Below are 23,250 nucleotides of genomic sequence, written 5' to 3'. Positions count from 1 at the left end.
GAGGCGTTCGAAGGGCACCGCGTCCCAGCCGACGGTCTGGCCGTGCACCACCGCCCCGTCCTCCGCGGTGCGGGCGACGATGCCGGGCACGCCGACACCGACCCCGATGAGGCGGTCGGCGGGTACGTCCGCGAGGCGCAGCACCTCGGCGATGCCCTCGCGGAGATGGTCGACGACGAGGTCGACGTCGTAGCGGGCCGTGCGCGGCCCTGAGCAGGCCAATGGCCTCTCGGTGCGGGCGAGTTCGGTGAGGGTGAGATCGAACAGCTCGATCCTGACCCGGGTCTCGCCGATGTCCACGCCGATCATGAAGCCACTGCCGGGAGTGATCCTGACGAGGGTACGGGGGCGCCCGCCGGCGGAGTCGACGCTGCCGGCCTCCTCGACGAGGCCGTCGGCGACGAGTTCGGCGACGACGTTGCTGACGGAGCCCGAGCTGAGTCCGGTCGCCGGGCCGAGCATGAGGCGGCTCATCGGCCCGTCGAAGTACAGCCTGCGCAGAACGGCGGTGCGGTTCTCGCGCCGCAGGTCACGCACGGTGCGGCCAGTTCTCGCGTGCACTTTGGTCCCCGTCTCTGAAGTCGTTCGTTGCAACATACCCGCAGTCCAAGCCTTGACGCGACCTTCTCATGGGGTTTAACTCACATCCTAAATTAAGCCGATGTCACGGCGAGGCCTCCAGCCGCCCACCACATCGGCGATCCCCTCGTCCCCGAAAGGGCCCAGGAGCCATGCGCAGAGTCAGAGCCGCTGTCACCGGTGTCGTCACCCTCTCCCTCGCCTTCACCGCCACCGCCTGTGGCGGGGGTGAGGGAAGCTCGTCGTCGCCGAAGACCCTCACCTACTGGGCTTCCAACCAGGGCGCCAGCCTGGAGATCGACAAGAAGGTCCTGCAGCCCGAGCTCGACCAGTTCGAGAAGGAGACCGGGATCAAGGTCAAGCTGGAGGTGATCCCGTGGTCCGACCTGCTCAACCGGATCCTCACCGCGACCACCTCCGGTCAGGGGCCCGACATCCTCAACATCGGCAACACCTGGAGCGCCTCGCTCCAGTCCACCGGCGCCCTCCTGCCCTGGGACGCGAAGAACCTGGAGGCCATCGGCGGCAAGGACCGCTTCGTCGACTCCGCGCTCGGCTCCACCGGCGTCCCCGGCAAGGAGCCGGCCGCCGTCCCGCTCTACTCCATGGCCTACGCGCTCTACTACAACAAGCAGATGTTCAAGGACGCGGGCATAGCCAAGCCGCCGACCACCTGGGACGAGGTGATCGCGGCCGGCAAGAAGCTCAGCAAGGACGGCAAGGCGGGCATCGGGGTCGAGGGCTCCAACCTGTCCAACAACATCCACCAGGTGTTCGTCCTCGGCAAGCAGCACGGCGCCGACTTCTTCACCGCCGACGGCAAGCCCGACTTCACCTCCGACGGCGCCGTCGCCGCCGTCAAGCAGTACATCGACCTGATGGCCGTGCAGAAGATCGTCGCCCCCGGCAACGCCGAGTACGCCCAGAACCAGTCCCTCAGCGACTTCGCCAAGAACAAGACCGGCATGGTCCTGTGGCAGACCCCGTCGCAGACCTTCTCCTCGCAGGGCATGGGCCCGGACGAGTGGGGCGTGGCCCCCGCCCCGGTCCCGTCGGGCAAGCCCGGTCAGGGCGCCCAGACCAACTCGATGGTCGCCGGCATCAACCTGGCCGTCTTCAAGAACACCAAGAACCTCGACGGCGCCCTGAAGTTCGTGAAGTACATGACGAGCGACGAGGAGCAGATCGCCCTCAACAAGGCGTACGGCTCCGTTCCGCCGGTCAAGAGCGCCCAGAAGGACGCCGCCTTCGCCGACCCGTCGCTCACCGTCATCCGTGACACCCTCGCCACCAGCGCCGCGGCCCTGCCGCAGGTGCCCGAGGAGTCGCAGTTCGAGACGGTCGTGGGCACCGCGGTCAAGGAGCTGTTCGCCGACGCCGCCGCCGGCCGACCGGTCACCACCGAGTCCGTGAAGGCCAAGCTCGAAAAGGCCCAGCAGCAGATGCCCAAGAAGTAGGCCGCCGCACCATGACCGAAACCGCCGTCGCTCACCCGACCGAGCCGGCGGTGCGCAAGGCCACACCCGGAGAGGCACGCGCACCACGCCGCTCCGGGCGTCGCCGCATCGCACTGCCCTACCTGCTGCTCCTGCCCGCCCTGCTCCTCGAACTCCTCGTCCACCTCGTACCGATGCTCATGGGCATCGTCATGAGCTTCAAGGAGCTCACCCAGTTCTACATCCGCAACTGGGGCGAGGCTCCCTGGTCGGGCCTGGACAACTACACCGTCGCGATCGACTTCGACGCCCCCGTCGGACAGGCGCTCCTGAAGTCCTTCCTGACGACGTGTCTGTTCACCCTCCTCTCCGTGGGGCTGTGCTGGTTCCTCGGAACGGCAGCCGCGATCTTCCTCCAGGAGAACTTCCGGGGCCGCGGCTTCCTGCGGACCCTGTTCCTCGTCCCGTACGCCCTGCCCGTCTACGCCGCCGTCATCACCTGGGCGTTCATGTTCCAGCGGGACAACGGCCTCATCAACCACGTCCTCCACGACCAGCTCGGCATCGGCGACAGCCCCGCCTTCTGGCTCATCGGCGACAACGCCTTCTACACGCTGCTCGTCGTCTCGGTCTGGAAGGGCTGGCCCTTCGCCTTCCTCACCGTCATGGCCGGACTGCAGAACATCCCCCGGGACATGTACGAGGCGGCGGCGCTCGACGGCGCCGGCGTCTGGAAGCAGATCCGGCACATCACCCTGCCGTCGCTGCGCTCCGTCAACCAGGTCCTCGTGCTCGTCCTGTTCCTCTGGACGTTCAACGACTTCAACACGCCGTTCGTGCTCTTCGGCAAGGCGGCCCCCGAATCCGCCGACCTGATCTCGCTCCACATCTACCAGTCGTCCTTCCAGACCTGGAACTTCGGCACCGGCTCGGCCATGTCCGTGCTGCTGCTGCTCTTCCTCCTCGTCGTCACGGGCGTCTACCTCCTGCTCACCAGCCGCGGAAGGAAGACCTCCGATGTCTGAGCACGCATCCCGGCGCGCGGCTCCGCGCTCCCCCATGGCGGCGCCCCGCTCGTTCCTCTGGACCCGGCGGATCTTCCTCACCCTGCTCACCGCCTTCGTGGTGCTGCCGGTGTACGTCATGGTCTCCAGCTCCCTGAAGCCGCTGGAGGACGTCTCGGGCAAGTTCGAGTGGATCCCCTCCGGGCTCACGCTCCGTCCGTACGTCGACATCTGGGAGACCGTCCCGCTCGCCGACTACTTCGTGAACTCGATCGTCGTCGCGGGCGCGGCCACGGTGTTCTCGGTGGCGGTCGCGATCTTCGCCGCGTACGCCGTCAGCCGCTACACCTTCCGCGGCAAGCGGGTCTTCACCGTGACGGTGCTGTCCACGCAGATGTTCCCCGGCATCCTCTTCCTGCTGCCGCTGTTCCTCATCTACGTCAACATCGGCAACGCCACCGGCATCGCCCTCTTCGGCTCCCGGGAAGGCCTGATCCTCACCTATCTGACCTTCTCGCTGCCGTTCTCCATCTGGATGCTGACCGGCTACTTCGACTCGATCCCGCGCGAGCTCGACGAGGCCGCCAAGGTCGACGGCTGCGGGCCGATCAGCGCGCTGTTCCGCGTCATCGTCCCGGCGGCGTCCCCCGGCATCATCGCCGTCGCCGTCTACGCCTTCATGACCGCCTGGGGCGAGGTCCTCTTCGCCTCCGTCATGACCAACGACACCACCCGCACCCTCGCCGTCGGTCTCCAGGGATACGCCACCCAGAACGACGTGTACTGGAACCAGGTGATGGCCGCCTCCCTCGTGGTCAGCGTCCCTGTCGTCGTCGGCTTCCTGCTCCTCCAGCGCTATCTCGTCGCCGGCCTCACCGCAGGTGCGGTCAAGTGACCTCCCTCTCCACACCCATCACGAAGAGGTTCCCCGTGTCCGAATCCACCGACTCCCGCACCACGCTCGACCTGGAGGCCTTCCCGCCGGACTTCGCCTGGGGCACCGCGACCTCCGCCTACCAGATCGAGGGCGCCGTCGCCGAAGACGGCCGGGCTCCGTCCATCTGGGACACCTTCTCCCGCGTGCCCGGCGCGATCGACAACGGCGACCACGGCGACACCGCCTGCGACCACTACCACCGCTGGCCCGAGGACATCGCCCTGATGAAGGGCCTCGGCACCGACGCCTACCGGCTCTCCATCGCCTGGCCGCGTGTCCTCCCCGGCGGCGACGGGCCCGTCAACGCGGCCGGACTCGACTTCTACGACCGGCTCGTCGACGGACTCCTCGACGCCGGCATCACCCCCTCCGTCACCCTCTACCACTGGGACCTCCCGCAGGCCCTCCAGGACCGGGTGACGGACAGCCGCGGGGGCTGGACCGAGCGGGCCACCGCCGAGCACCTCGCCGCCTACGCCTCCGTCGTCGCCGAACGCCTCGGCGACCGGGTCACCCAGTGGGCCACCCTCAACGAACCGCTCTGCTCCGGCTGGATCGGCCACCTGGAGGGCCGGATGGCCCCGGGCCTCACCGATCTCACCGCCGCCGTCCGCGCCTCGTACCACCTCCTCCTCGCCCACGGCCTCGCCACCCAGGCCGTCCGCGCCGCCGCCCCCGGCGCCCAGGTCGGTCTGGTCACCAACCACTCGACCGTCGCGCCCGCCTCGACCCGGCCCGAGGACATCGCCGCCGCCGCCCGCGCGGACGGCCACACCAACCGCTGGTGGCTCGACCCGGTGTACGGCCGGGGCTTCCCCACCGACATGCGCGAGCTGTACGGAGTCGAACTGCCGGAGAAGCCCGGGGACCTGGAGACCATCGCCACCCCTCTCGACTGGCACGGCCTCAACTACTACTTCCCGGTCACCGTCGCCGACGACCCGACGGGACCCGCCCCGTACGCCCGCGAGGTGCGCCTCCCCGACGTCCCCCGCACCGGCATGGACTGGCAGATCGACGCCGGCGGCCTGGAGGCCTTCCTCCTGCGGCTCACCGAGGACTACGGCATACGCAAGCTGTACGTCACCGAGAACGGCTCGGCCTTCCCCGACACCGTCGGCCCCGACGGAGCGGTCCACGACCCCGAGCGCACCCGCTACCTGGAGCAGCACCTCGCGGCCTGCGCGAGCGCCCTGCGCAAGGGCGCCCCGCTCGCCGGGTACTACGCCTGGTCCCTCCTGGACAACTTCGAATGGGCCTACGGCTACGACAAGCGCTTCGGCCTCGTCCACGTCGACTACGCCACGCAGCGCAGGACCGTGAAGACGAGCGGACGCCGGTACGCGGACATCGTCCGCGCCCACCGCGCGGCGAACGCGGGCTGACCGGAAGCTCCGTCGCGATCCTCCGGAAGGCCGCCCCGGCACCGCCGGGGCGGCCTTCCGGAGTCTCCCCTCCCTCCTCCCCCTCCCCCTCGGACGGCATCCCCCTTGAAGGAGTGCCCCCATGGCCGCCGACACCGCGCCGTCCCCTCCACCGGGGTCCGGCAATGGCGACGAGCTCGCCGCCGAACGGCTCCGTCGCCTCCTCGGTCCTGCGACGGTCGTCCGGGGCACCGCCCTCAGCGGCGGTCTCCACAACTCCGTCCGGCTGCTCGAACTCTCCGACGGGCGGCACCTGGTGCTCAAGACCGCGCCTCCGGAGAACGCCCCCGCCCTCACCCACGAGCGGGGGCTCCTCGGCACCGAGGCTCTCTTCCACCGGCTCGCGGCCCGGACGGGCGCCCGGGTGCCCGCCGTCCTGCACCATGAGCCCGCGGGTCCCGGCACCCCCGCCGAGTGGCTGCTCCTCTCGTACCTCCACGGCACCACCTGGGACGCCGTACGCGACCGGATCGCGCCGGCCGATCGCGCGGCGCTGCGCCGTGAGCTGGGAGAGACCCTGGCCCGGACCGCCACCGTCACCGGTCCGGCGTACGGATACCCGCAGCCCGCGGCGGGACTCTCGGCGCCCGACTGGCCCGCCGCGTTCACCGCCATGCTGCACGCCGTCCTCGCCGACGCGAGCCGGTTCGACGTCGCCCTGCCCGCACCCGCCGGGTTCCTCGCCGGGCTGCCCGTACGCTTCGGCGACCGGCTCGCCGAGGTACGCCGTCCCGCACTCGTCCACTTCGACGCCTGGGAGGGCAACGCCGTCCTCGTCCGTACCGGGACCGGGCCGTGGCGGCTGAGCGGGCTGATCGACGGCGAACGCGCCTTCTTCGGGGATCCATTGGCCGAGCTCGTCGGTCTCGACCCGCTCGGGACGGCCGAGGACGACGCCGACCTCCTGGCCGGCTACCGCTCCGTCACCCCCACCCTGACCCTGGACGTCGGCGCCCGCGTCCGCCTCGCCCTCTACCGGGTCTATCTCGCCCTCGTGATGCGCGTGGAATCCGCCCCCCGCGCCTACGGCGGAGACTTCGCGACCTGGCTCGACACCTGGTCCGCCGACCGCGTCATGGAGCAGCTCGCCGTACTGGACGCGCTGGAGGCGTGACGCGCGGGGGTCGATCGGCGGGAACGGCCTTTCGTGCTCGCCACGAACCCCTGCCGGGAGGGTCGGTCAGGTCGACTCGCGTACGACCAGCACCGGTTCGAACACCTTCGCGGCCGTCCCGGACCGGGCGCCGTCGAGCTGCTCGACCAGCAGCGTGGCCATCGCGGCCGCCATGCGCTCCACCGGCTGGCGCACGGTGGTCAGCTGCGGGCGTGCCTTGCGCGCCGCCACCGAGTCGTCGAAGCCCACGACGGCCACCTCGCCGGGGACGGAAACCCCCTGCTCACGCAGGTACTGGCAGGCGCCCTGGGCCATCAGGTCGTTGGCGGCGAACACGGCGTCGATCCCCGGGTGGTCCTTCAGCAGTCTGGCCATGGCGCGCCTGCCGCTGTCCACCGTGAACCGGCCCCGTACGACGGGAACCGATGTCACCCCGTGCGCCGCGAACGCCTCCCGGAATCCGTCGAGGCGTTCCTCCGCCGTGGGCGCGGTGACCGGTGCGGCGATGGTGGCCGGGCGGCGCCGGCCGGTGGCCCACAGGTGCTCTGCCGCCAGACGCGCACCGGCGGGGTTGTCGAGGTCGACGTAGCCGCACCGCTCCCCGTCCCGGGGGCGGCCGAACAGCACCGTGGGAAGGCCCGCCGCCACCAGCATCGACGGCAGCGGGTCGTTCTCGTCCAGCGGCACCACCAGGGCTCCGTCGGCGCCGCCCTGGCGCAGGTACTCGACGAGTTGCGCCCTGGCCTGCTCGGACTCGGCGACGAGCAGCACGGGCTGGATCGCGCGGCGGCGCAGGACCGGCAGGACACCGTCCACCACGCGTCCGAAGAACGGGTCGGAGAACACCCGGGCGGTGAAGGACCTGCCCGTGGCGGAGAGCACCAGGGCCACGGTCCCGGTGCGCCGTGTGACCAGGGAACGGGCGGCCTGGTTGGGGGTGTAGCCGATGCGGGCGATCGCTTCGCGCACGCTCTCCTGGATGTCGGGAGCCACGTTGCGCACGCCGTTGACGACGCGGGACACCGTCGCGCGCGATACCCCCGCCTCGCGTGCGACGTCTTCCAGAGTCGGTCCTCGATTCCCCACCTGCGCACCTTAACGGTGTCGTGTGTCCGGTGGGAGGACGGTCCACGGCCGGCCGGAACCGATTGGCGTCGACACTTAATGAAAGCCAAAAGAAAAGTCGTGTCATACGCCTTGACCGTCAACTCGCCCTGCAGGCAAGGTTTCGGGAGAGCGCTCTCCCACGTTTCCCCCATGTATCCAGAGGAGACCCCATGTCTTCCGTCGGGTCCCCGCCGGTCTTCCGGCGACCCGCCTCACGCGTCCGCCGGGCCACCGTCGGCGCGCTTGTCACCTCCCTGGCCGGCAGCCTGCTCGCCCTCGCCCCCGCCACGACGGCACAGGCGGCCCCCACCCTGCTCTCCCAGGGGAGGACCGCGACCGCCTCCTCCACCGAGGGCGGCGCCTTCTCCGCCTCCGCCGCCGTCGACGGCGACCTCACCGGCACCCGCTGGGCCAGCGCCTGGCAGGACGCCCAGTGGATCCAGGTCGACCTCGGCAGCAGCGCCACGCTCAGCCACGCCGTCCTCACCTGGGAAGCGGCCTACGGCAAGAGCTACGACATCCAGGCCTCCGAGAACGGCACCGACTGGCGGACCGTCACCACCGTCAGCGCCGGCGACGGTGGCACCGACAACGTCACGCTCTCCGGCACCGGCCGCTACATCCGGATGAACGGCCTCACCCGGGCCACCGGATACGGCTTCTCCCTCTGGGAGTTCCAGGTCTACGGCACCACCGGCGGCACCGGCCCGACGCTCCCCGGCGGCGGCGACCTCGGCCCCAACGTCCATGTCGTCGACCCGTCCACACCCGGCATCCAGGCCAAGCTGGACCAGGTCTTCCAGCAGCAGGAGTCGGCCCAGTTCGGCAGCGGCCGGCACGCCTTCCTCTTCAAGCCCGGCACGTACAACGGCCTCAACGCCCAGATCGGCTTCTACACCCAGATCGCCGGCCTCGGTCTGCGGCCCGGCGACACCACCATCAACGGTGACGTGACCGTCGACGCCGGCTGGTTCAACGGCAACGCCACCCAGAACTTCTGGCGCGGTGCGGAGGGCCTGACCCTCAACCCGGTCAACGGCACCGACCGGTGGGCCGTCTCGCAGGCCTCCTCCTTCCGTCGCATGCACGTCAAGGGCGGCCTCAACCTGGCGCCGAACGGCTACGGCTGGGCCAGCGGCGGCTACATCGCCGACTCCAAGATCGACGGCCAGATCGGCAACTACTCCCAGCAGCAGTGGTACACCCGGGAGAGCTCCATCGGCGGCTGGTCCAACAGCGTCTGGAACCAGACCTTCTCAGGTGTCGAGGGCGCCCCGGCCACCTCCTTCCCGGAGCCCCGCTACACCACGCTCGACACCACGCCGATCTCCCGCGAGAAGCCCTACCTCTACCTCGACGGCAACGAGTACAAGGTCTTCGCCCCCGCCAAGCGCGTCAACGCCCGCGGCACCAGCTGGGCCAACGGCGCCCCGCAGGGCGAGTCGATCCCGCTGAACCAGTTCTACGTGGTCAAGCCGGGCGCCACCGCCGCCACGATCAACCAGGCGCTGGCCCAGGGCCTGCACCTGCTGTTCACCCCGGGCATCTACCACGTCGACCAGACCATCAACGTGAACCGGGCGAACACCATCGTGCTCGGCCTGGGTCTCGCCACCGTCATCCCGGACAACGGCGTCACCGCGATGAAGGTCGCCGACGTCGACGGCGTCCGGCTCGCCGGCTTCCTGATCGACGCCGGCCCGGTCAACTCCCCGACCCTGCTGGAGCTCGGGCCGCAGAACTCCTCCGCGGACCACGCCGCCAACCCCACCACCGTGCAGGACGTGTACATCCGCATCGGCGGCGCGGGCGCGGGCAAGGCCACCACCAGCGTGGTCGTGAACAGCGACGACGCCATCATCGACCACACCTGGGTGTGGCGCGCCGACCACGGCGAGGGCTGGGGCTGGGAGACCAACCGCGCGGACTACGGCGTCCGGGTCAACGGTGACGACGTGCTCGCCACCGGCCTGTTCGTCGAGCACTTCAACAAGTACGACGTCGAGTGGTACGGCGAGCGCGGCCGCACGATCTTCTACCAGAACGAGAAGGCGTACGACGCCCCCAACCAGGCCGCCATCCAGAACGGCTCGACCAAGGGGTACGCCGCCTACCGCGTCGACGACTCCGTGAACACCCATGAGGCCTGGGGCCTCGGCAGCTACTGCAACTACAACGTGGACCCGACCATCGTCCAGGACCACGGCTTCAAGGCCCCCGTCAAGCCGGGGGTGAAGTTCCACAGCCTCCTGGTGGTGTCCCTCGGCGGCATGGGCCACTACAACCACGTCATCAACGACACCGGGGCGTCGACCATCCCCGCCGGCACCTCGACCGTGCCGTCCACCGTCGTCTCCTTCCCCTGACGGTCCCGCCGGGACGCACCACCCATCCGGTGCGTCCCGGCTCCTCACCCCTTCCGGGCGGCGCCCAGTCCCCGCCGCGCCGCCCGGAAGGCGATCCCCCTCCCCCTCCGTCCAGGAGCCCCCATGACCTCGACCCACGCCCCCACGACACCAAGGCGCACCCGCGACCGCGCCCGCACGACAGGCTCACTCATCTCCCTGGGTGCCCTGCTCGCCACCTCGGCGACGGCACTGACCGCCGCCCCCGCCACCGCCGCGGAGACCCTCCTCTCCCAGGGGAGGACCGCCACCGCCTCCTCCGCCGAGGGAGACGCATGGAAGGCGTCCGCCGCGTTCGACGGAGACCTCACCGGAACCCGCTGGGCGAGCCAGTGGAGCGACGCCCAGTGGATCCAGGTCGACCTGGGCAGCAGCGCCGACATCAGCCGCGTCGTCCTGAACTGGGAGGGCGCCTACGGCAAGGCCTACGACATCCAGCTCTCCGACAACGGAAGCGACTGGCGCACCGTCAAGTCCGTGACGGCGGGCGACGGTGGCACCGACGAACTCGCGGTCACCGGCAAGGGCCGCTACGTACGCCTCCAGGGGATCACCCGGGGCACCGGCTACGGCTACTCCCTGTGGGAGTTCCGGGTGTACGGCGGCGGGTCCACCCAGCCCGAGCCCGGCGGCGCCGTCCGTGTCAGCGGCACGCAGGGCAACTGGCGGCTGACGGTGGGCGGGCAGCCGTACACCGTGAAGGGCGTCACCTGGGGCCCCGCGATGGCCGACGCCCCCCGCTACATGCCGGACGTGAAGTCCATGGGCGTCAACACCGTCCGCACCTGGGGAACGGACGCCGGCACCAAGCCGCTGCTCGACGCGGCGGCCGCCAACGGCGTCAAGGTGATCAACGGCTTCTGGCTCCAGCCGGGCGGCGGCCCCGGCTCCGGCGGCTGCGTCAACTACGTGACGGACAGCGCGTACAAGAGCACCATGCTCACCGAGTTCGCGAAGTGGGTCGACACCTACAAGTCCCACCCCGCCACCCTCATGTGGAACGTCGGCAACGAGTCCGTCCTCGGTCTGCAGAACTGCTACAGCGGCACCGAGCTGGAGGCCCAGCGCAACGCGTACACGACCTTCGTCAACGACGTCGCCAAGCGGATCCACTCCATCGACCCCGACCACCCCGTGACCTCCACGGACGCGTGGACCGGCGCCTGGCCGTACTACAAGCGCAACGCGCCCGACCTCGACCTCTACTCGATGAACGCCTACGGCGACATGTGCGGGGTCCGCGAGGACTGGGTGGAGGGCGGCTACACCAAGCCGTACATCATCACCGAGACCGGGCCCGCCGGCGAGTGGGAGGTCCCCGACGACGCCAACGGCGTCCCCGACGAGCCCACCGACGTGCAGAAGGCCGACGGGTACACCAAGGCGTGGAACTGCGTCACCGGCCACCAGGGCGTCGCCCTCGGCGCGACCGTCTTCCACTACGGCACCGAGCACGACTTCGGCGGCGTCTGGTTCAACCTGCTCCCCGACGGCCTGAAGCGCCTCTCCTACTACGCCCTCAAGAAGGCGTACACCGGCTCCGTCGCGGGCGACAACACCCCGCCGGTCATCAGCGGCATGACCGTCACCCCCGCCGGATCCGCCCCGGCCGGCGGCGAGTTCACGGTCCGCGCCGACGTCCGCGACCCGGACGGCGACCCCGTCACCACCAAGATCCTCCTGAGCGGCAACTACGCCAACGGCGACAAGCGCCTCGTCGACGCGCAGTACCGATCCCTCGGCAACGGCACCTTCGCGGTCACCGCGCCCGAGAAGCTCGGCGTGTGGAAGGTGTACGTGCAGGCCGAGGACGGCCGCGGCAACGCCGGCATCGAGACGAAGTCCGTCAAGGTCGTCGCCCCGCCGGTCGCCGGCACCAACATCGCCCTGAACCGGCCCGCCACGGCCTCCTCCGCGCAGGCCTCGTACGGCGACTGCCCCTGCCCGGCGACCAACGCGACCGACGGCAACACCACCACCCGCTGGGCCAGCGACTGGAGCGACCCGCAGTGGATCCGGGTCGACCTCGGCTCGGTCCGCTCCTTCAACCGGCTCCAGCTGGTCTGGGACCCGGCCTACGCCCGCGCCTACGAGGTCCAGGTCTCCGACGACGGCGACACCTGGCGCACCATCCACGCCACCACCACCGGCAACGGCGACATCGACACCATCGAGACCGCTGCCACCGCACGGTACGTCCGGCTCCAGCTCACCGCACGCGGCACCGGCTGGGGCTACTCGCTCCACGAGTTCGGCATCTACAGCTGACCCCCTGAGGAGAACGAGGAGATCACGATGAGAATCCGCGGCCGGACCCTGTCCGCCCTCCTGCTCAGCGCAGCCCTGGGCGTCTCCGCCCTGACGGTGAACACGTACACGGCGGCCACCGCCCACGGGGAGACCACCGCCCCGGCCGCCCGCGCCCACGGGGCGCACGCGGCGGGCGCCGCCAACGGCCACGTCATGGCGGCCTCCGCGCTCCCCTCTGCGGACGACGCCGACGGCGACGGCTACATCCCGGCCGTGCCCCAGGTCACCGGGGTGACCCCGTCCACGGCCACCCCGCCCCCGGCCTACCATCACGAGTTCCAGGCCGGCTGTTCCGTCACCCACACCGCGCCGGACGACCCGATCGTCTACCCGGGCCAGTTCGGCAAGTCCCACGACCACACGTTCATGGGCAACACGTCCACCAACGCCGCCAGCACCACCGGCTCGCTCTACGGAGGCAGCACCACCTGCAAGGCGCCCGCGGACGCCTCCGCGTACTGGATGCCCTCGCTGTACAAGGGCGACCAGAAGATCCTGCCCGTCGGCCCGCAGGTCATCTACTACAAGGCGGGCGTGACCGACTACCGGAGCGTGCGGCCCTTCCCCAAGGGGCTGCGATTCGTCGTCGGCAACCCGATGCAGACCGCCCAGGAGTTCCGCAGCCACAAGGGCTTCGTCGAGGGCTGGGAATGCGGTGACAGCTTCTTCAACACCGACATCCCGGCGAGCTGTCCGAGCCGGCCCGACGTACAGCTCAACCTGCGCATGCAGGCCCCCAGCTGCTGGGACGGCCTGTACCTCGACACCCCCGACCACAAGAGCCACATGGCGTACCCGGTGGTCAAGCCCGGCACCAACGACAACATGTGCCCGGCCTCCCACCCGGTCGCCCTGCCGATGATCGAGTTCAAGATGGCGTGGCCGGTCAACGGCGACATGAGCCAGGTCCGCCTGGCCAGTGGTCGCGGCTACTCCTTCCACTACGACTTCTTCAACGCGTGGGAGGAGCGCACCCTCAAGGCCCTCGTCGACCACTGCATCGTCGGCGGCCTGCAGTGCGACACACGGGGCTTCGACCTGTACCGCCCCGAACGCGGTGTCGTGCTGAACGAGGACCACCGCCTGCCCTGATCCGTCTCCCGCACACGGCCCGGACGCCCCGCGAGGGCGCCCGGGCCGCTTTCCCGTCCGCCTCTCGGCACCAGGAGGATCCCGTGACCGCCCCCGCCCCGTCCGCCACCGCCCACCACGACGCGCTCATCGACCTCCTCCCCCCGCACTTCCGCTTCGGCGCCGCCACCTCCGCCTTCCAGATCGAGGGGGCCACCGCCGAGGACGGCCGCACCCCGTCCATCTGGGACACCTTCTGCCGCGTCCCCGGGGCCGTCGACAACGGCGACACCGGAGACGTGGCCTGTGACCACTACCACCGCATGCCCGAGGACGTGGCCCTGCTCGCCGCCCTCGGCCTCGACACGTACCGCTTCTCCGTCTCCTGGTCCCGCGTCCAGCCGCACGGGCGCGGCCCGGCCAACCCGGCGGGGATCGGTTTCTACGACCGCCTCGTCGACGAACTCCTCGCGCACGGCGTCACCCCCTGGCTCACCCTGTACCACTGGGACCTGCCCCAGGAGCTCCAGGACGCCGGCGGCTGGCCCGCCCGCGACACCGCCCACCGGTTCGCCGACTACGCGGAACTCGTCCACGAGCGCCTCGGCGACCGCGTCACCCACTGGACCACCCTGAACGAACCGTTCTGCTCGGCCGTCCTCGGCCACGTCGAGGGCGTCCACGCACCCGGAGGCCGCTCCTTCGCCGACGGGGTGCGTGCCGTGCACCATCTGCACCTCGGCCACGGGCTCGCGGTCCAGCGCCTGCGCTCCGCCGCCCGCCGGCCCCTCGACCTGGCCGTCACCCACCTCCTCGGCACCAGCCGGCCCGCCACCGGCTCGGCGGCCGACCGCGAGGCCGCGCGCCGGGCCGACGCCCTCGGATTCCGCTTCTATCTCGACCCGGTCCTGCGCGGCCGGTACCCGCAGGACCTCGTCGACGACCTGGCCGCCCGGTCCGTCGAGATCCCCGTCAGGGACGGCGACCTGGAGATCATCAGCAGCCCCATCGACACCCTGGGCGTCAACTACTACCGCTCGATGCAGACATCGGGGGTCGACGAGAACGGCTCCTCCACCGACGCACGCGGCATCCCTGTCACCCGGAACCTGCCGCACGGCGGCCTGCCGGTCACCGGCCTCGGCTGGGAGGTGATGCCGCACGACCTCACCGACCTGCTGCTGCGCATCTCCCGCGACTATCCCGGCATGCCGATGGTGGTCACCGAGAGCGGCGCCGCGTACGAGGACGTCCCCGACGCCCACGGTTTCGTCGAGGACGCCGACCGCACCGCCTACCTCGCGTCCCACCTCGCCGCCGTGGCCGGGGCCCGCAGCCGGGGCGCCGACGTCCGCGGCTACTTCGCGTGGTCGCTCCTGGACAACTTCGAGTGGGCGTACGGCTACGACAAGCGCTTCGGGCTCGTCCGCGTCGACTACCCCACCCAGAGCCGTACGCCCAAGCGCAGCGCCCTGTGGCTGCGCGACACGGCCCACCGCGTCCGCGGCGGTGCCCCCGGGTGACGCCCGCTCGGCGATCCGGAACAGCCGGGCGTCAGGCCCCCTGGTCCCGGGTCTGCTCCTCGCGGCCGAGGCCGGGGCGCTGACGCTTGGCCCGGTGGCCGTCGGCGCCCGCCCGGTCGGTGTCGCCGGCGCGGTCGGTGTCCCCGGCGCGTCGCGTCACGGCCTCCTCGGCATCCTCTCGCGCCTCCCTGTCACCGCTCTCGCCCTCGGCGTCCGCCGGAGTGGTGGGGGCGGTGCGGCGGTCCCGCCGCTCGTTGTCGTCGCCCTTTCCCTTCACGGGGTCCTCCTTCCGCTGCGGCCCCACGGGCCTGCTCATCGGTCAGGTCGCTCGTCCGGCGCGGTCCATGAGTCCCGCCTCGCCTCGGCCGCCTGCGGCTGCGCGACACCGGCGGAGGCCCTTCTGCGAGCCGCGCGCCGGGAACCCCACCAGAAGGCGGCGATCAGCAGGACGGCGATCACCACTCCTACCAGGATCAGCAGCAGGGCGGGTGAGCCGGAAGCGGCGAGCTCGGAGGCGGTGGCAGTCGAGAAAGGCATGGGTGCCCTTTCTGTCGAGAACGGATCAGACCGTCTGAGTTCCGCGGCTACCCCCCGGCACCGGAATCAATCACACGCTTCCTCCAGGAGACCGGTCGAGTGCTCCGCCCCGCCGCCGAGGTGCGGGAAGCGGAACTCCGTACGACGGTGAGCGGTCGTGCCGGGGCGCAGCACCGCGCTGGGGTATTCGGGCCGGTTGGGGGCGTCGGGGAAGTGCTGCGTCTCCAGACAGACCGCGCCATGGCGTTCGTGGGAGCGGCCCGTCCCGTCGGCGAGGGATCCGTCCAGGTGGTTGGCGGTGTAGACCTGCACGCCCGGCGCCGTCGTCCACACCTCCATGACCCGGGTCTCCGCCGGAGCCGTCAGCCGGGCCGCGTACCGCAGCGGGCCCGGCTCCCGTCCGGCCAGTGCCCAGCAGTGGTCGTACCCGCCGGCGCGGCTGATCTGCTCGTCGGCCGAACCGACGCAGTCTCCGAGCAGCCGGGGGGACGTCAGATCGAAGGGCGTGCCGGTCACGTCCTGGAGCGGGCCCAGCGGGATGCCGTCCCCGTCGACCGGAAGGTAGGCCGTGGAGTCGATCTGGAGGGTGTGGCCCAGGACGTCTCCGGCGCCCGCCAGGTTGAAGTAGGCGTGGTTGGTGAGGCTGACCACGGTCGGGCGGTCGGTGGTCGCCGTGCAGTCGACGGACAGGGTGCCGGCCGAGTCGAGGGAGTACGTGACGGCGACGTCGAGAGCGCCGGGAAACCCCATGTCGCCGTCGGGGCTGTGCAGCGTCAGACGGAGTGCGGCCGTGTCGCCGTCCGTGAGGGGGTGGGCGTCCCACACCCTGGTGTCGAATCCTTCGGGACCGCCGTGCAGGGCGTGGCCTCGGTCGTTGAGGGGGATGTGGTGCGTGGTGCCGTCGAGGGTGAAGCGGCCGTGGGCGATGCGGTTGGCGTACCGGCCGATCAGCGCACCGAGGTACGGGCCCTTCTCGGCGTACTGGTCCACCGACGTCAGCGAGAGGATCACATCGGCCGTCCCGCCTTCGGTGTCGGGCACGCCGAGGGAGTGCAGGACACCCCCGTACGTGAGGATCTCGGCGTAGACGCCGGAGGTGGATTCCAGCCGCCAGAGGCCGACCTCCTCTCCGCTCGGGGCAGTGCCGAACGGCCGGTGGCGGACGGTGGATCGGAGCATGGCGAGTCCTCAGGGCGAGCGGATGGTCGGGCAGTCAGGCGGGGGGTGGGGTCGGGCTGTCGTCGCCGGGTCGTGGGCCGGGGTCGCGGCCGTGGCCGGGGGCCGTGCGGCCGCCGCCGGTGGACTCCCGGACGACGAGCTCGTACCCGGGGCTGATCCTGCGCGGCTCGGAGTCCGACCGGCCGCTGAGACGCTCGACGAGGCGGTCCACGGCGAGGCGGGCGATGGCGTGCTTGTCGGGGGCGACGGTGGTGAGGCTGATCGCGCCGAAGCGGCTTTCCTCGATGTCGTCGAAGCCGACCACGGCGATGTCGTCGGGGACACGCAGGCCCCGTTCGATGAGGGTCCGCATCGCACCGAGGGCGATGAGGTCGTTGTACGCGAAGACCGCGTCCGGCCGCTCCCCCCGGTCCAGGAGCGCGGACATGGCCGCCGCGCCGTCGGCGCGGCCGTAACCGTCCGTGGCGACGACGAGCGTCTCGGCCGGCTCCAGGCCCGAGGCGACGAGCTCCTCCCGCCAGCCGCGCAGCCGCAGGTGCGCGGGCTGCCGCTCGCGGTCGGTGCGGGAGCCGAGGAACGCGATGCGGCGGCGGCCCAGGCCCACGAGGTGGCGGACCGCCTCGCGGGCCGCCGCCACGTTGTCGATGGCGATCTGGTCGTAGGGCGCCTCGTACTCGCGCTCGCCGAGCAGCACCAGGGGCGAGGTCTCCTGCCGGGCGACCAGATCGGCCGTCTCCAGATGGATGGGGCTCAGGATCAGCCCGTCGATGACATGGGAGCGGAACTCCTGGCAGACCAGCAGTTCCCGCTCGCGCAGCCCAGCGGTGTGGTCGACGAGGACGGTGTAGTCGTGCTGGGCGGCGGCGTCGATGATGGCGCCGGCCAGCTCCGCGAAGTACGGGTTGCCGAGCTCGGGTACGGCGAAGGCGATGATGCCGGTACGCCCCTTGCGCAGATGCCGGGCGGTGAGGTTCGGCCGGTAACCGAGCTCGTCGATGGCCTGCTGCACCTTGGCGCGCATCTGAGGCGTGACGTGGGGGTAGTTGTTCACGACGTTGGACACGGTCTTGATCGACACGCCTGCCCGCTGCGCGACGTCCTTGAGGCTGACGCCCACGGCACTCCTCTGTTTCAGCTCTCGTCGGTTCTGGATCGGCTCTGGAACGGCTGTGGGACGGCTCTGGTTCGAGCATGATCCGTCCCCCGTCAGACGGTACTTCGGCTCCGTGAGAGGTAGCGCTGCGCTACCACGACGAGGATGAGGAATCCGCCGCTGACCACCGACTGGTACGAGGAGTTGAGCGTGCCGATCTGGTTGATGAGGTTCTGGATGACGGCGAGCAGCAACACCCCCCAGAGGGTGCCGCTCACCGAACCGGCGCCGCCGACCAGCAGGGTTCCGCCGATGACGACGGCGGCGATCGCGTCGAGCTCCATGCCGGCCCCGATGATCGTGACGCCGGAGGACAGCCGGGCCGCGTTGACGGCTCCCGCGAGTCCCGCGAGGAGTCCGCTCAGCAGGTACACCGTCACCTTCGCGCGGGCCACGGGCAGGCCCATCAGCGTCGCCGCGTCGCTGCTGCCGCCGACGGCGAACAGCGTCTGGCCGAACGACGTGCGCTGGAGGACGACCCCGCCGACGGCGAAGAGGACGAGTGCGACGAGGATCGGATACCCGAAGCCTCCGATGCTGCCTTGGCCGAGCTCCGCGAACGCCGAGCCCTTGGGCACCAGGTACGTGGTGGCGCCTTCGTCGGTGAGGGCGAGCAGCAGCCCGCGCGCCCCTAGGAGGGAGGCGAGCGTGACGATGAAGGGTGCCATGCCGGCCCGGGCGATCAGCAGACCGTTGATCAGGCCGATCGTCCCGCAGGCCACGAGCGGTACGAGGAGGGCGGGCAGGATGCCCCACTGGGAGGCCCAGGCGGCGAGTACTCCGCCCAGTGCGAAGACCGAGCCGACGGACAGGTCGATGCCACCGGTGATGATGACCAGGGTCATGCCGAGTGCGACGACGGCCAGGAACGACGCCTGCACCGTCACCCCCCGCGCGTTGTCCAGCGTGGCGAAGGTGGGGTAGACGAAGGAGGCGATCACGACGACGAGGAGCAGGACGGCGAGCACGCCCTGGCGCTGCACGAGCGCGGCGAGCCGTTCCCGTCCGGAGACGTCGGCCCGCCCGCGGTCGGCGGCGGGGCCGCTCCCGGTGGGCGCGGAGGGCGTGGTGCCCGTCCCCGGTGCGGTGAGCGAGGAGGTGGGGTTCATCGGGATCGGCGCTCCCGTGCGACGTAGACGGCGGCGATGATGATGGCCGCCTGGGCTATCTGGGCGGTGGAGTCGGGCAGGTCGTGCTTGACGAGCGTGGCGCGCAGCAGCTGCATCAGGAGCGCACCCGCGACGGTGCCGAGCACCCGGATGGATCCGCCGCTCAGGGGGGTTCCGCCGACGACCACCGCGGTGATCGCGGACAGTTCCATGAGGGTGCCCAGGGATGACGGGTCGCTCGCGGTGAGGCGTGCGGTGGCCAGGATTCCCGCGAGGGCGGCGAACACCCCGCACAGGATGTACACCCCGGTCAGCACCCGCTTGACGGGCAGTCCGGAGAGGGCGGCCGCGGACCGGTTGCCACCGATCGCGACGACCTGGCGGCCGAAGGTGGTCCGGTGGACGAGGAAGGCCACCGCGAGCGCCAGTACGGCCGCGATCAGGACGACCAGCGGGACGCCGAGGAGACTGCCGGTGCCCAGCGACAGGAGGTCGGGGTTGACGATCTGCTTGAGCTGACCGTCCGCCATCACGAGCGCGATGCCGCGTCCGCCGACGAACAGGGCCAGGGTGGCGACGATGGGCTGCAGTCCGACGACGGACACGAGGGCGCCGTTCACCGCTCCGACGACGGCGCCGGCGAGCAGCGCGATCAGCAGGGCGGGCACGAGGCCGTAGCCCAGGTACAGCGGCAGGAGTGCCGCTGCCAGGGCCATGGCCGACCCCACGGAGAGGTCGACTCCTTCGGTCCCGATGACCAGGGCCATGCCGAGGGCCACGATGACGATCGGGGCGACCTGGATCAGCTGGGTTCGGAGGTTGTCGGCGGTGAGGAAGTGCTCGGTGAAGAAAGCGTTGAACAGCAGGAGCGCGGCCACCGCCGCGTAGACGCCGTACTCCTGGAACCAGGCCGGGGCGCTGCGCCGTACGGAGCTGCCGACCGGCGGCGCCGCGGTCACCTGGGTGGTCATCGGGGGTCCTCCTCGGCGTCCTCGGCCCTGCCTGCGGCCGCGACTGTGGCTGGGGCCGTGGCTGGGGCTGGGGCCGCGGTCGTGGCTGGGGCTGGGGGCGTGGCCGAGGCAGAAGCCGGGGCCGTATGCGTGGCTGGGGCGGGGGGCGTGGCCGGGGCAGAAGCCGGGGCCGTATGCGTGGCCGGGGCGGGGGGGCGTGGCCGGGGCGGTGGTCGTGGTCGTCGCCGCCGGGGAGTGGTCCGCGAGTACGGCGAGCAGCTCGCTCTCCGACACCTGCTCCCCGGTCAGTTCACCGGCCGTTGCCCCGTTCCGGAGGACGACGATCCGGTCGGAGCCCTCGACCAGCTCCTCGATGTCGGACGAGATCAGGAGGACGGCGAGGCCTTCCTGGGCGAGCTCGTCGATCAGGGCCTGGACCTCCGCCTTGGCACCGACGTCGATGCCACGCGTGGGCTCGTCGAGCAGCAGCACCTTGGGTTCGAGGCACAGCCACCGGGCCAGGAGTACCTTCTGCTGGTTCCCGCCGGACAGTTCGCCGACCTTCTGCTCGGGGCTGGACGCCTTGATCCGCAGCCGCTTCACGAAGATGTCGACGACACGGTCCTGCCGCGCGCGGGAGACGATGCCCGCGCGCGAGAGGCGGGGCAGCGCCGCGAGCACGATGTTCTCGCGCACCGAGAGGCCGGGCACGATCCCCTCGGCCTTGCGGTCCTCCGGCAGCAGGCTGATCCCGGCCCGAATGGCGCGCGCCGAGGACATCCGGTCGAGCGGATCACCATCGACGGTGATCCGCCCCGTGTCCAGCGGAAGGGCGCCGGCGAGCGCCTTCGCGGTCTCGCTGCGGCCGGAGCCCAGCAGGCCTCCGAGGCCCAGCACCTCCCCCGGGTGGAGTTCCAGGGAGATGTCGTCCAGTCGGTGCTTCCTGACCATTCCGGTCGCCGTGAGGACGGGCTTGCGCGCGATGGCGTGCCCCTCGCCCGCGAAGCTCGTCGTGCCGTGCCGACGGACCTCGGACAGCTCCCGGCCCAGCATCATGGAGACCAGCTGCATCCGGTCGAGAGCGGACAGATCGCCGGTGTGGATGTGCCGTCCGTCCCGGAGCACCGTGACGCGGTCGCAGATCCGGTAGAGCTCGTCCATGCGGTGGCTCACGTAGACGACGGCGATGTTCTGCCGGCGCAGATCGCCGATCACCCGGAACAGGGTCTCGACCTCACGCGGCTCAAGGGAGGAGGTGGGCTCGTCCATGACGACCACATGAGCCCGGACCGACACCGCGCGGGCGAGCGCCACCATCTGCTGCGCGCCGATGCCCAGGGTGTGCAGCGGGCGGCGGGGGTCGACGCCGACGCCGAACCCGTCGAGGAGGGCAGCGGCCTCGGCGTGCATCCGCGAGAAGTCGATCAACCGGAGACGGGTCCGGGGCTCGCGGCCGAGGAAGATGTTGCGCGCCACGCTCATCAGCGGAACCAGGTTCACCTCCTGGTAGATCGTGGAGATACCGGCCTGCTGCGCCTCGAACGGGCGCGAGAAGTGGACGGGGCGGTCCGAGAGCAGCAACTCGCCGCTGTCCGGCCGGTGCACGCCCGTGAGCACCTTGATCAGGGTGGACTTGCCCGCGCCGTTCTCGCCGACGAGCGCATGGGTCTCGCCGGCGCGGAGCGTGAACGACACGTCGTCGAGGGCCACGACGCCGGGGAATCGTTTCCCTACGCCGCGCGCCTCCAGCACCGTCGGCGCGACCGACGGCTCGGTGCCGTTCGTCGCGGACGGGGCCGCTTCGGGGGGTGCCATGAGCGTGGCCTTCCGGAGATGTTTCGTGTGGGTGAGTGGTGGCGGGTGGTGGGGTGTCCACGCGGGGAGCGGCCACCACGGGCAGGGAGGTCCCGTGGTGGCCCGTGCGGCCCCCGGTTCCGCGCTCGGCTCCGGTCACCGTTCCCGCGGGCGTGGTGACCGGAGGCGTCGGAGGCGCGGCGTCAGTACGCTCCGCCGAGGGACGCCTTGGCATTGGACGCGTCGTAGGCGCGGTCCGCGATGATGACGTCCTCGGGAATCCCCTCTCCGGCGTAGAACTTCTGGGCGGTGGCGAACGCGAGGGGTCCGAAGCGGGGGTTGGACTCGATGACGGCGTTGAGTTCGCCGTTGGCCAGGGCCTGGACGGCGTTGCGCGTGCCGTCGATGGATACGACCTTGACGTCCTTGCCGGGGGCCTTGCCCGCGGCCTTGAGCGCGGTCACGGCGCCCAGGGCCATCTCGTCGTTCTCCGCGTAGACCGCCGTGATGTCGGGCTTCGACTGGATGAGCTGCTCCATGACCTGCTGGCCCTTGTCGCGGGCGAACTCACCGGTCTGCTGGGCGACGATCTCGATCCCCGGCGCCTGGGCAGCGACCTGGTCGACGAAGCCCTTGGTGCGGTCGGTCGTCACGCTGTTGCCGGAGGAGCCGAGGAGGATGGCGACCTTCCCCGTGCCGCCCGTCGCCTTGATCATCGCGTCGGCGGCGCGCTTGCCCTGCTCGACGAAGTCCGAGCCGAGGAAGGCCAGGTAGTCCTTGCAGGCCGTCGCGTTGACCTTGCGGTCGATCGTGAGGACCGGCACCTTCTTCGCGGCCGCCGCCTGGAGGGCCGGCTCCAGGCCGTCGGAGTTGAGCGGCGCGACGATCAGGAACTGGGCGCCCTGGGCCAGCATGTCCTGGATGTCGCTGATCTGCTTGGAGAGCTGCGACTGCGCGTTCGTGGTGAGCAGCTTCTTCACGCCGATCTTCGCGGCCTCATCCTTGATCGACTGTGTTTCGGCGATACGGAACGGATTGGCCTCCTTCTCCGACTGGGAGAAGCCGACGACCGCGTTCTTGAGGTCCAGCTTCGGAGCGCCGTACGCGGTCAGCGAGCAGCCGGAACCGGTGGCCGCCGATGCCGTGGGGGTCTGGACGACCTGGGCGCCCTGGCTGCTGTCGCCGCCTGCCTGGTCGGAGGTCTCGGACTTGGCGCAGCCGCTCAGCGCCAGCGCGGCGGTGGCGACCACGAGACAGGCGACGGAGAGCGCGCGGGATCTCTTCGGAAGGGTCATGTCAAGACACTCCTTGGCGGGGGACAGCACCGCCGAGTGGCGTGCGGTCGCGCGGGGATGGGGAAACGTTGTCGGCCTGCCAGGAAGGTCGCGCCCACCTGGCCGATATGAGCCTGAACTGCGGAAACTCGACCCCGACGCCCTTGGGGCGACGGGGCGGCGTCTGCGGCTTTACAACGTTATAACTGCGCCGCGGAGTACTCGGCAAGAGTTCGGCGCGACGTTTTCTGAACGCGCTCTCAAGAGACAACCCCCCTCCGGCACAAGGGTGGTGAAGCACGGTCAGCAGAAGGTTGCGAGGGGTCTGGACAGGCGCCGGGCGG

Annotated in this window: 18 protein-coding genes and 1 pseudogene; 9 read left to right on the top strand and 10 right to left on the bottom strand. The window is 70.9% G+C overall.

The genetic code is table 11. The features are described from left to right. Positions 1-561 (bottom strand): ROK family protein (locus IF00_RS0106385; RefSeq protein ID WP_030315150.1); only part of this gene is annotated, 561 nt, incomplete at its 3' end. A 170-nt stretch (positions 562-731) separates the two neighbouring features. Here IF00_RS0106385 and IF00_RS0106380 point away from each other — a divergent pair. The 5 genes from IF00_RS0106380 (at position 732) to IF00_RS0106360 (ending at position 6,494) form a co-directional block, all read left to right on the top strand. Then, positions 732-2,036, top strand: coding sequence for an extracellular solute-binding protein (locus IF00_RS0106380; RefSeq protein WP_030315148.1), 1,305 nt, complete (start codon positions 732-734; stop codon positions 2,034-2,036). A gap of 11 nt (positions 2,037-2,047) precedes the next feature. Continuing rightward, the gene (locus tag IF00_RS0106375; RefSeq protein WP_030315146.1) at positions 2,048-3,040 is read left to right on the top strand and encodes a carbohydrate ABC transporter permease; all 993 of its coding nucleotides are present in this window, start codon (positions 2,048-2,050) and stop codon (positions 3,038-3,040) included. Between the two features lie 34 nt (positions 3,041-3,074). Next, positions 3,075-3,914 carry a carbohydrate ABC transporter permease gene (locus tag IF00_RS0106370; RefSeq protein ID WP_030315145.1) on the top strand — a complete coding sequence of 280 codons (840 nt, stop codon included), beginning with the start codon at positions 3,075-3,077 and terminating at the stop codon, positions 3,912-3,914. A gap of 35 nt (positions 3,915-3,949) precedes the next feature. Then, a complete protein-coding gene (locus IF00_RS0106365; RefSeq protein ID WP_030315141.1) occupies positions 3,950-5,341 on the top strand; it encodes a GH1 family beta-glucosidase in 1,392 nt (463 codons plus the stop codon). 121 nt (positions 5,342-5,462) lie between these two features. Next, positions 5,463-6,494, top strand: coding sequence for a phosphotransferase family protein (locus IF00_RS0106360; protein WP_078944567.1), 1,032 nt, complete (start codon positions 5,463-5,465; stop codon positions 6,492-6,494). Positions 6,495-6,560: 66 nt separating this feature from the next. Here the strand turns inward: IF00_RS0106360 and IF00_RS0106355 are convergent, their stop codons facing one another. After that, positions 6,561-7,580, bottom strand: a complete 1,020-nt coding sequence (locus IF00_RS0106355; RefSeq protein ID WP_030315137.1) for a LacI family DNA-binding transcriptional regulator — start codon at positions 7,578-7,580, stop codon at positions 6,561-6,563. Positions 7,581-7,771: 191 nt separating this feature from the next. Here IF00_RS0106355 and IF00_RS0106350 point away from each other — a divergent pair, with 191 nt between their 5' ends. The 4 genes from IF00_RS0106350 (at position 7,772) to IF00_RS0106335 (ending at position 14,910) form a co-directional block, all read left to right on the top strand. Next, positions 7,772-9,967 carry a discoidin domain-containing protein gene (locus tag IF00_RS0106350; protein ID WP_030315135.1) on the top strand — a complete coding sequence of 732 codons (2,196 nt, stop codon included), beginning with the start codon at positions 7,772-7,774 and terminating at the stop codon, positions 9,965-9,967. Between the two features lie 123 nt (positions 9,968-10,090). Continuing rightward, the gene (locus IF00_RS0106345) at positions 10,091-12,274 is read left to right on the top strand and encodes a discoidin domain-containing protein (protein WP_030315133.1); all 2,184 of its coding nucleotides are present in this window, start codon (positions 10,091-10,093) and stop codon (positions 12,272-12,274) included. 27 nt (positions 12,275-12,301) lie between these two features. Beyond that, on the top strand, positions 12,302-13,408 hold the full coding sequence (locus tag IF00_RS0106340; protein ID WP_030315131.1) for a DUF1996 domain-containing protein: 1,107 nt from the start codon (positions 12,302-12,304) through the stop codon (positions 13,406-13,408). A gap of 83 nt (positions 13,409-13,491) precedes the next feature. After that, positions 13,492-14,910 (top strand): GH1 family beta-glucosidase, encoded by a 1,419-nt coding sequence (locus IF00_RS0106335; protein ID WP_030315130.1) that lies wholly within the window; start codon positions 13,492-13,494, stop codon positions 14,908-14,910. 31 nt (positions 14,911-14,941) lie between these two features. Here IF00_RS0106335 and IF00_RS0106330 read toward each other — a convergent pair whose 3' ends face one another. From IF00_RS0106330 to IF00_RS0106300, 8 genes and pseudogenes are all read right to left on the bottom strand, one after another. After that, positions 14,942-15,187, bottom strand: coding sequence for a hypothetical protein (locus IF00_RS0106330; protein WP_158710436.1), 246 nt, complete (start codon positions 15,185-15,187; stop codon positions 14,942-14,944). A gap of 35 nt (positions 15,188-15,222) precedes the next feature. After that, positions 15,223-15,447: a DUF6479 family protein gene (locus tag IF00_RS0106325; protein WP_030315125.1), complete on the bottom strand. Its 225-nt coding sequence runs from the start codon at positions 15,445-15,447 to the stop codon at positions 15,223-15,225. A 66-nt stretch (positions 15,448-15,513) separates the two neighbouring features. After that, complete coding sequence (locus tag IF00_RS0106320; RefSeq protein ID WP_030315123.1) at positions 15,514-16,626, bottom strand: aldose epimerase family protein; 1,113 nt, start codon at positions 16,624-16,626, stop codon at positions 15,514-15,516. Between the two features lie 34 nt (positions 16,627-16,660). Next, positions 16,661-17,743 (bottom strand): LacI family DNA-binding transcriptional regulator, encoded by a 1,083-nt coding sequence (locus IF00_RS0106315; RefSeq protein ID WP_078944566.1) that lies wholly within the window; start codon positions 17,741-17,743, stop codon positions 16,661-16,663. 89 nt (positions 17,744-17,832) lie between these two features. Next, complete coding sequence (locus IF00_RS0106310; protein ID WP_030315118.1) at positions 17,833-18,888, bottom strand: ABC transporter permease; 1,056 nt, start codon at positions 18,886-18,888, stop codon at positions 17,833-17,835. Further along, on the bottom strand, positions 18,885-19,859 hold the full coding sequence (locus tag IF00_RS46045) for an ABC transporter permease (protein WP_106975774.1): 975 nt from the start codon (positions 19,857-19,859) through the stop codon (positions 18,885-18,887). Before IF00_RS46045 ends, IF00_RS0106310 begins: the two co-directional genes overlap by 4 nt. A gap of 507 nt (positions 19,860-20,366) precedes the next feature. Continuing rightward, positions 20,367-21,653: pseudogene (locus tag IF00_RS46040) on the bottom strand (sugar ABC transporter ATP-binding protein); the annotation flags it as partial. Positions 21,654-21,835: 182 nt separating this feature from the next. Then, complete coding sequence (locus IF00_RS0106300) at positions 21,836-22,927, bottom strand: ABC transporter substrate-binding protein (protein ID WP_030315114.1); 1,092 nt, start codon at positions 22,925-22,927, stop codon at positions 21,836-21,838. Positions 22,928-23,250: the final 323 nt, after the last annotated feature.

Source organism: Streptomyces flavochromogenes (assembly GCF_000717595.1).
In the GTDB taxonomy this organism is placed as follows: Bacteria; Actinomycetota; Actinomycetes; order Streptomycetales; family Streptomycetaceae; genus Streptomyces; species Streptomyces flavochromogenes.
This window is presented reverse-complemented; position numbering and strand designations above follow the sequence as displayed.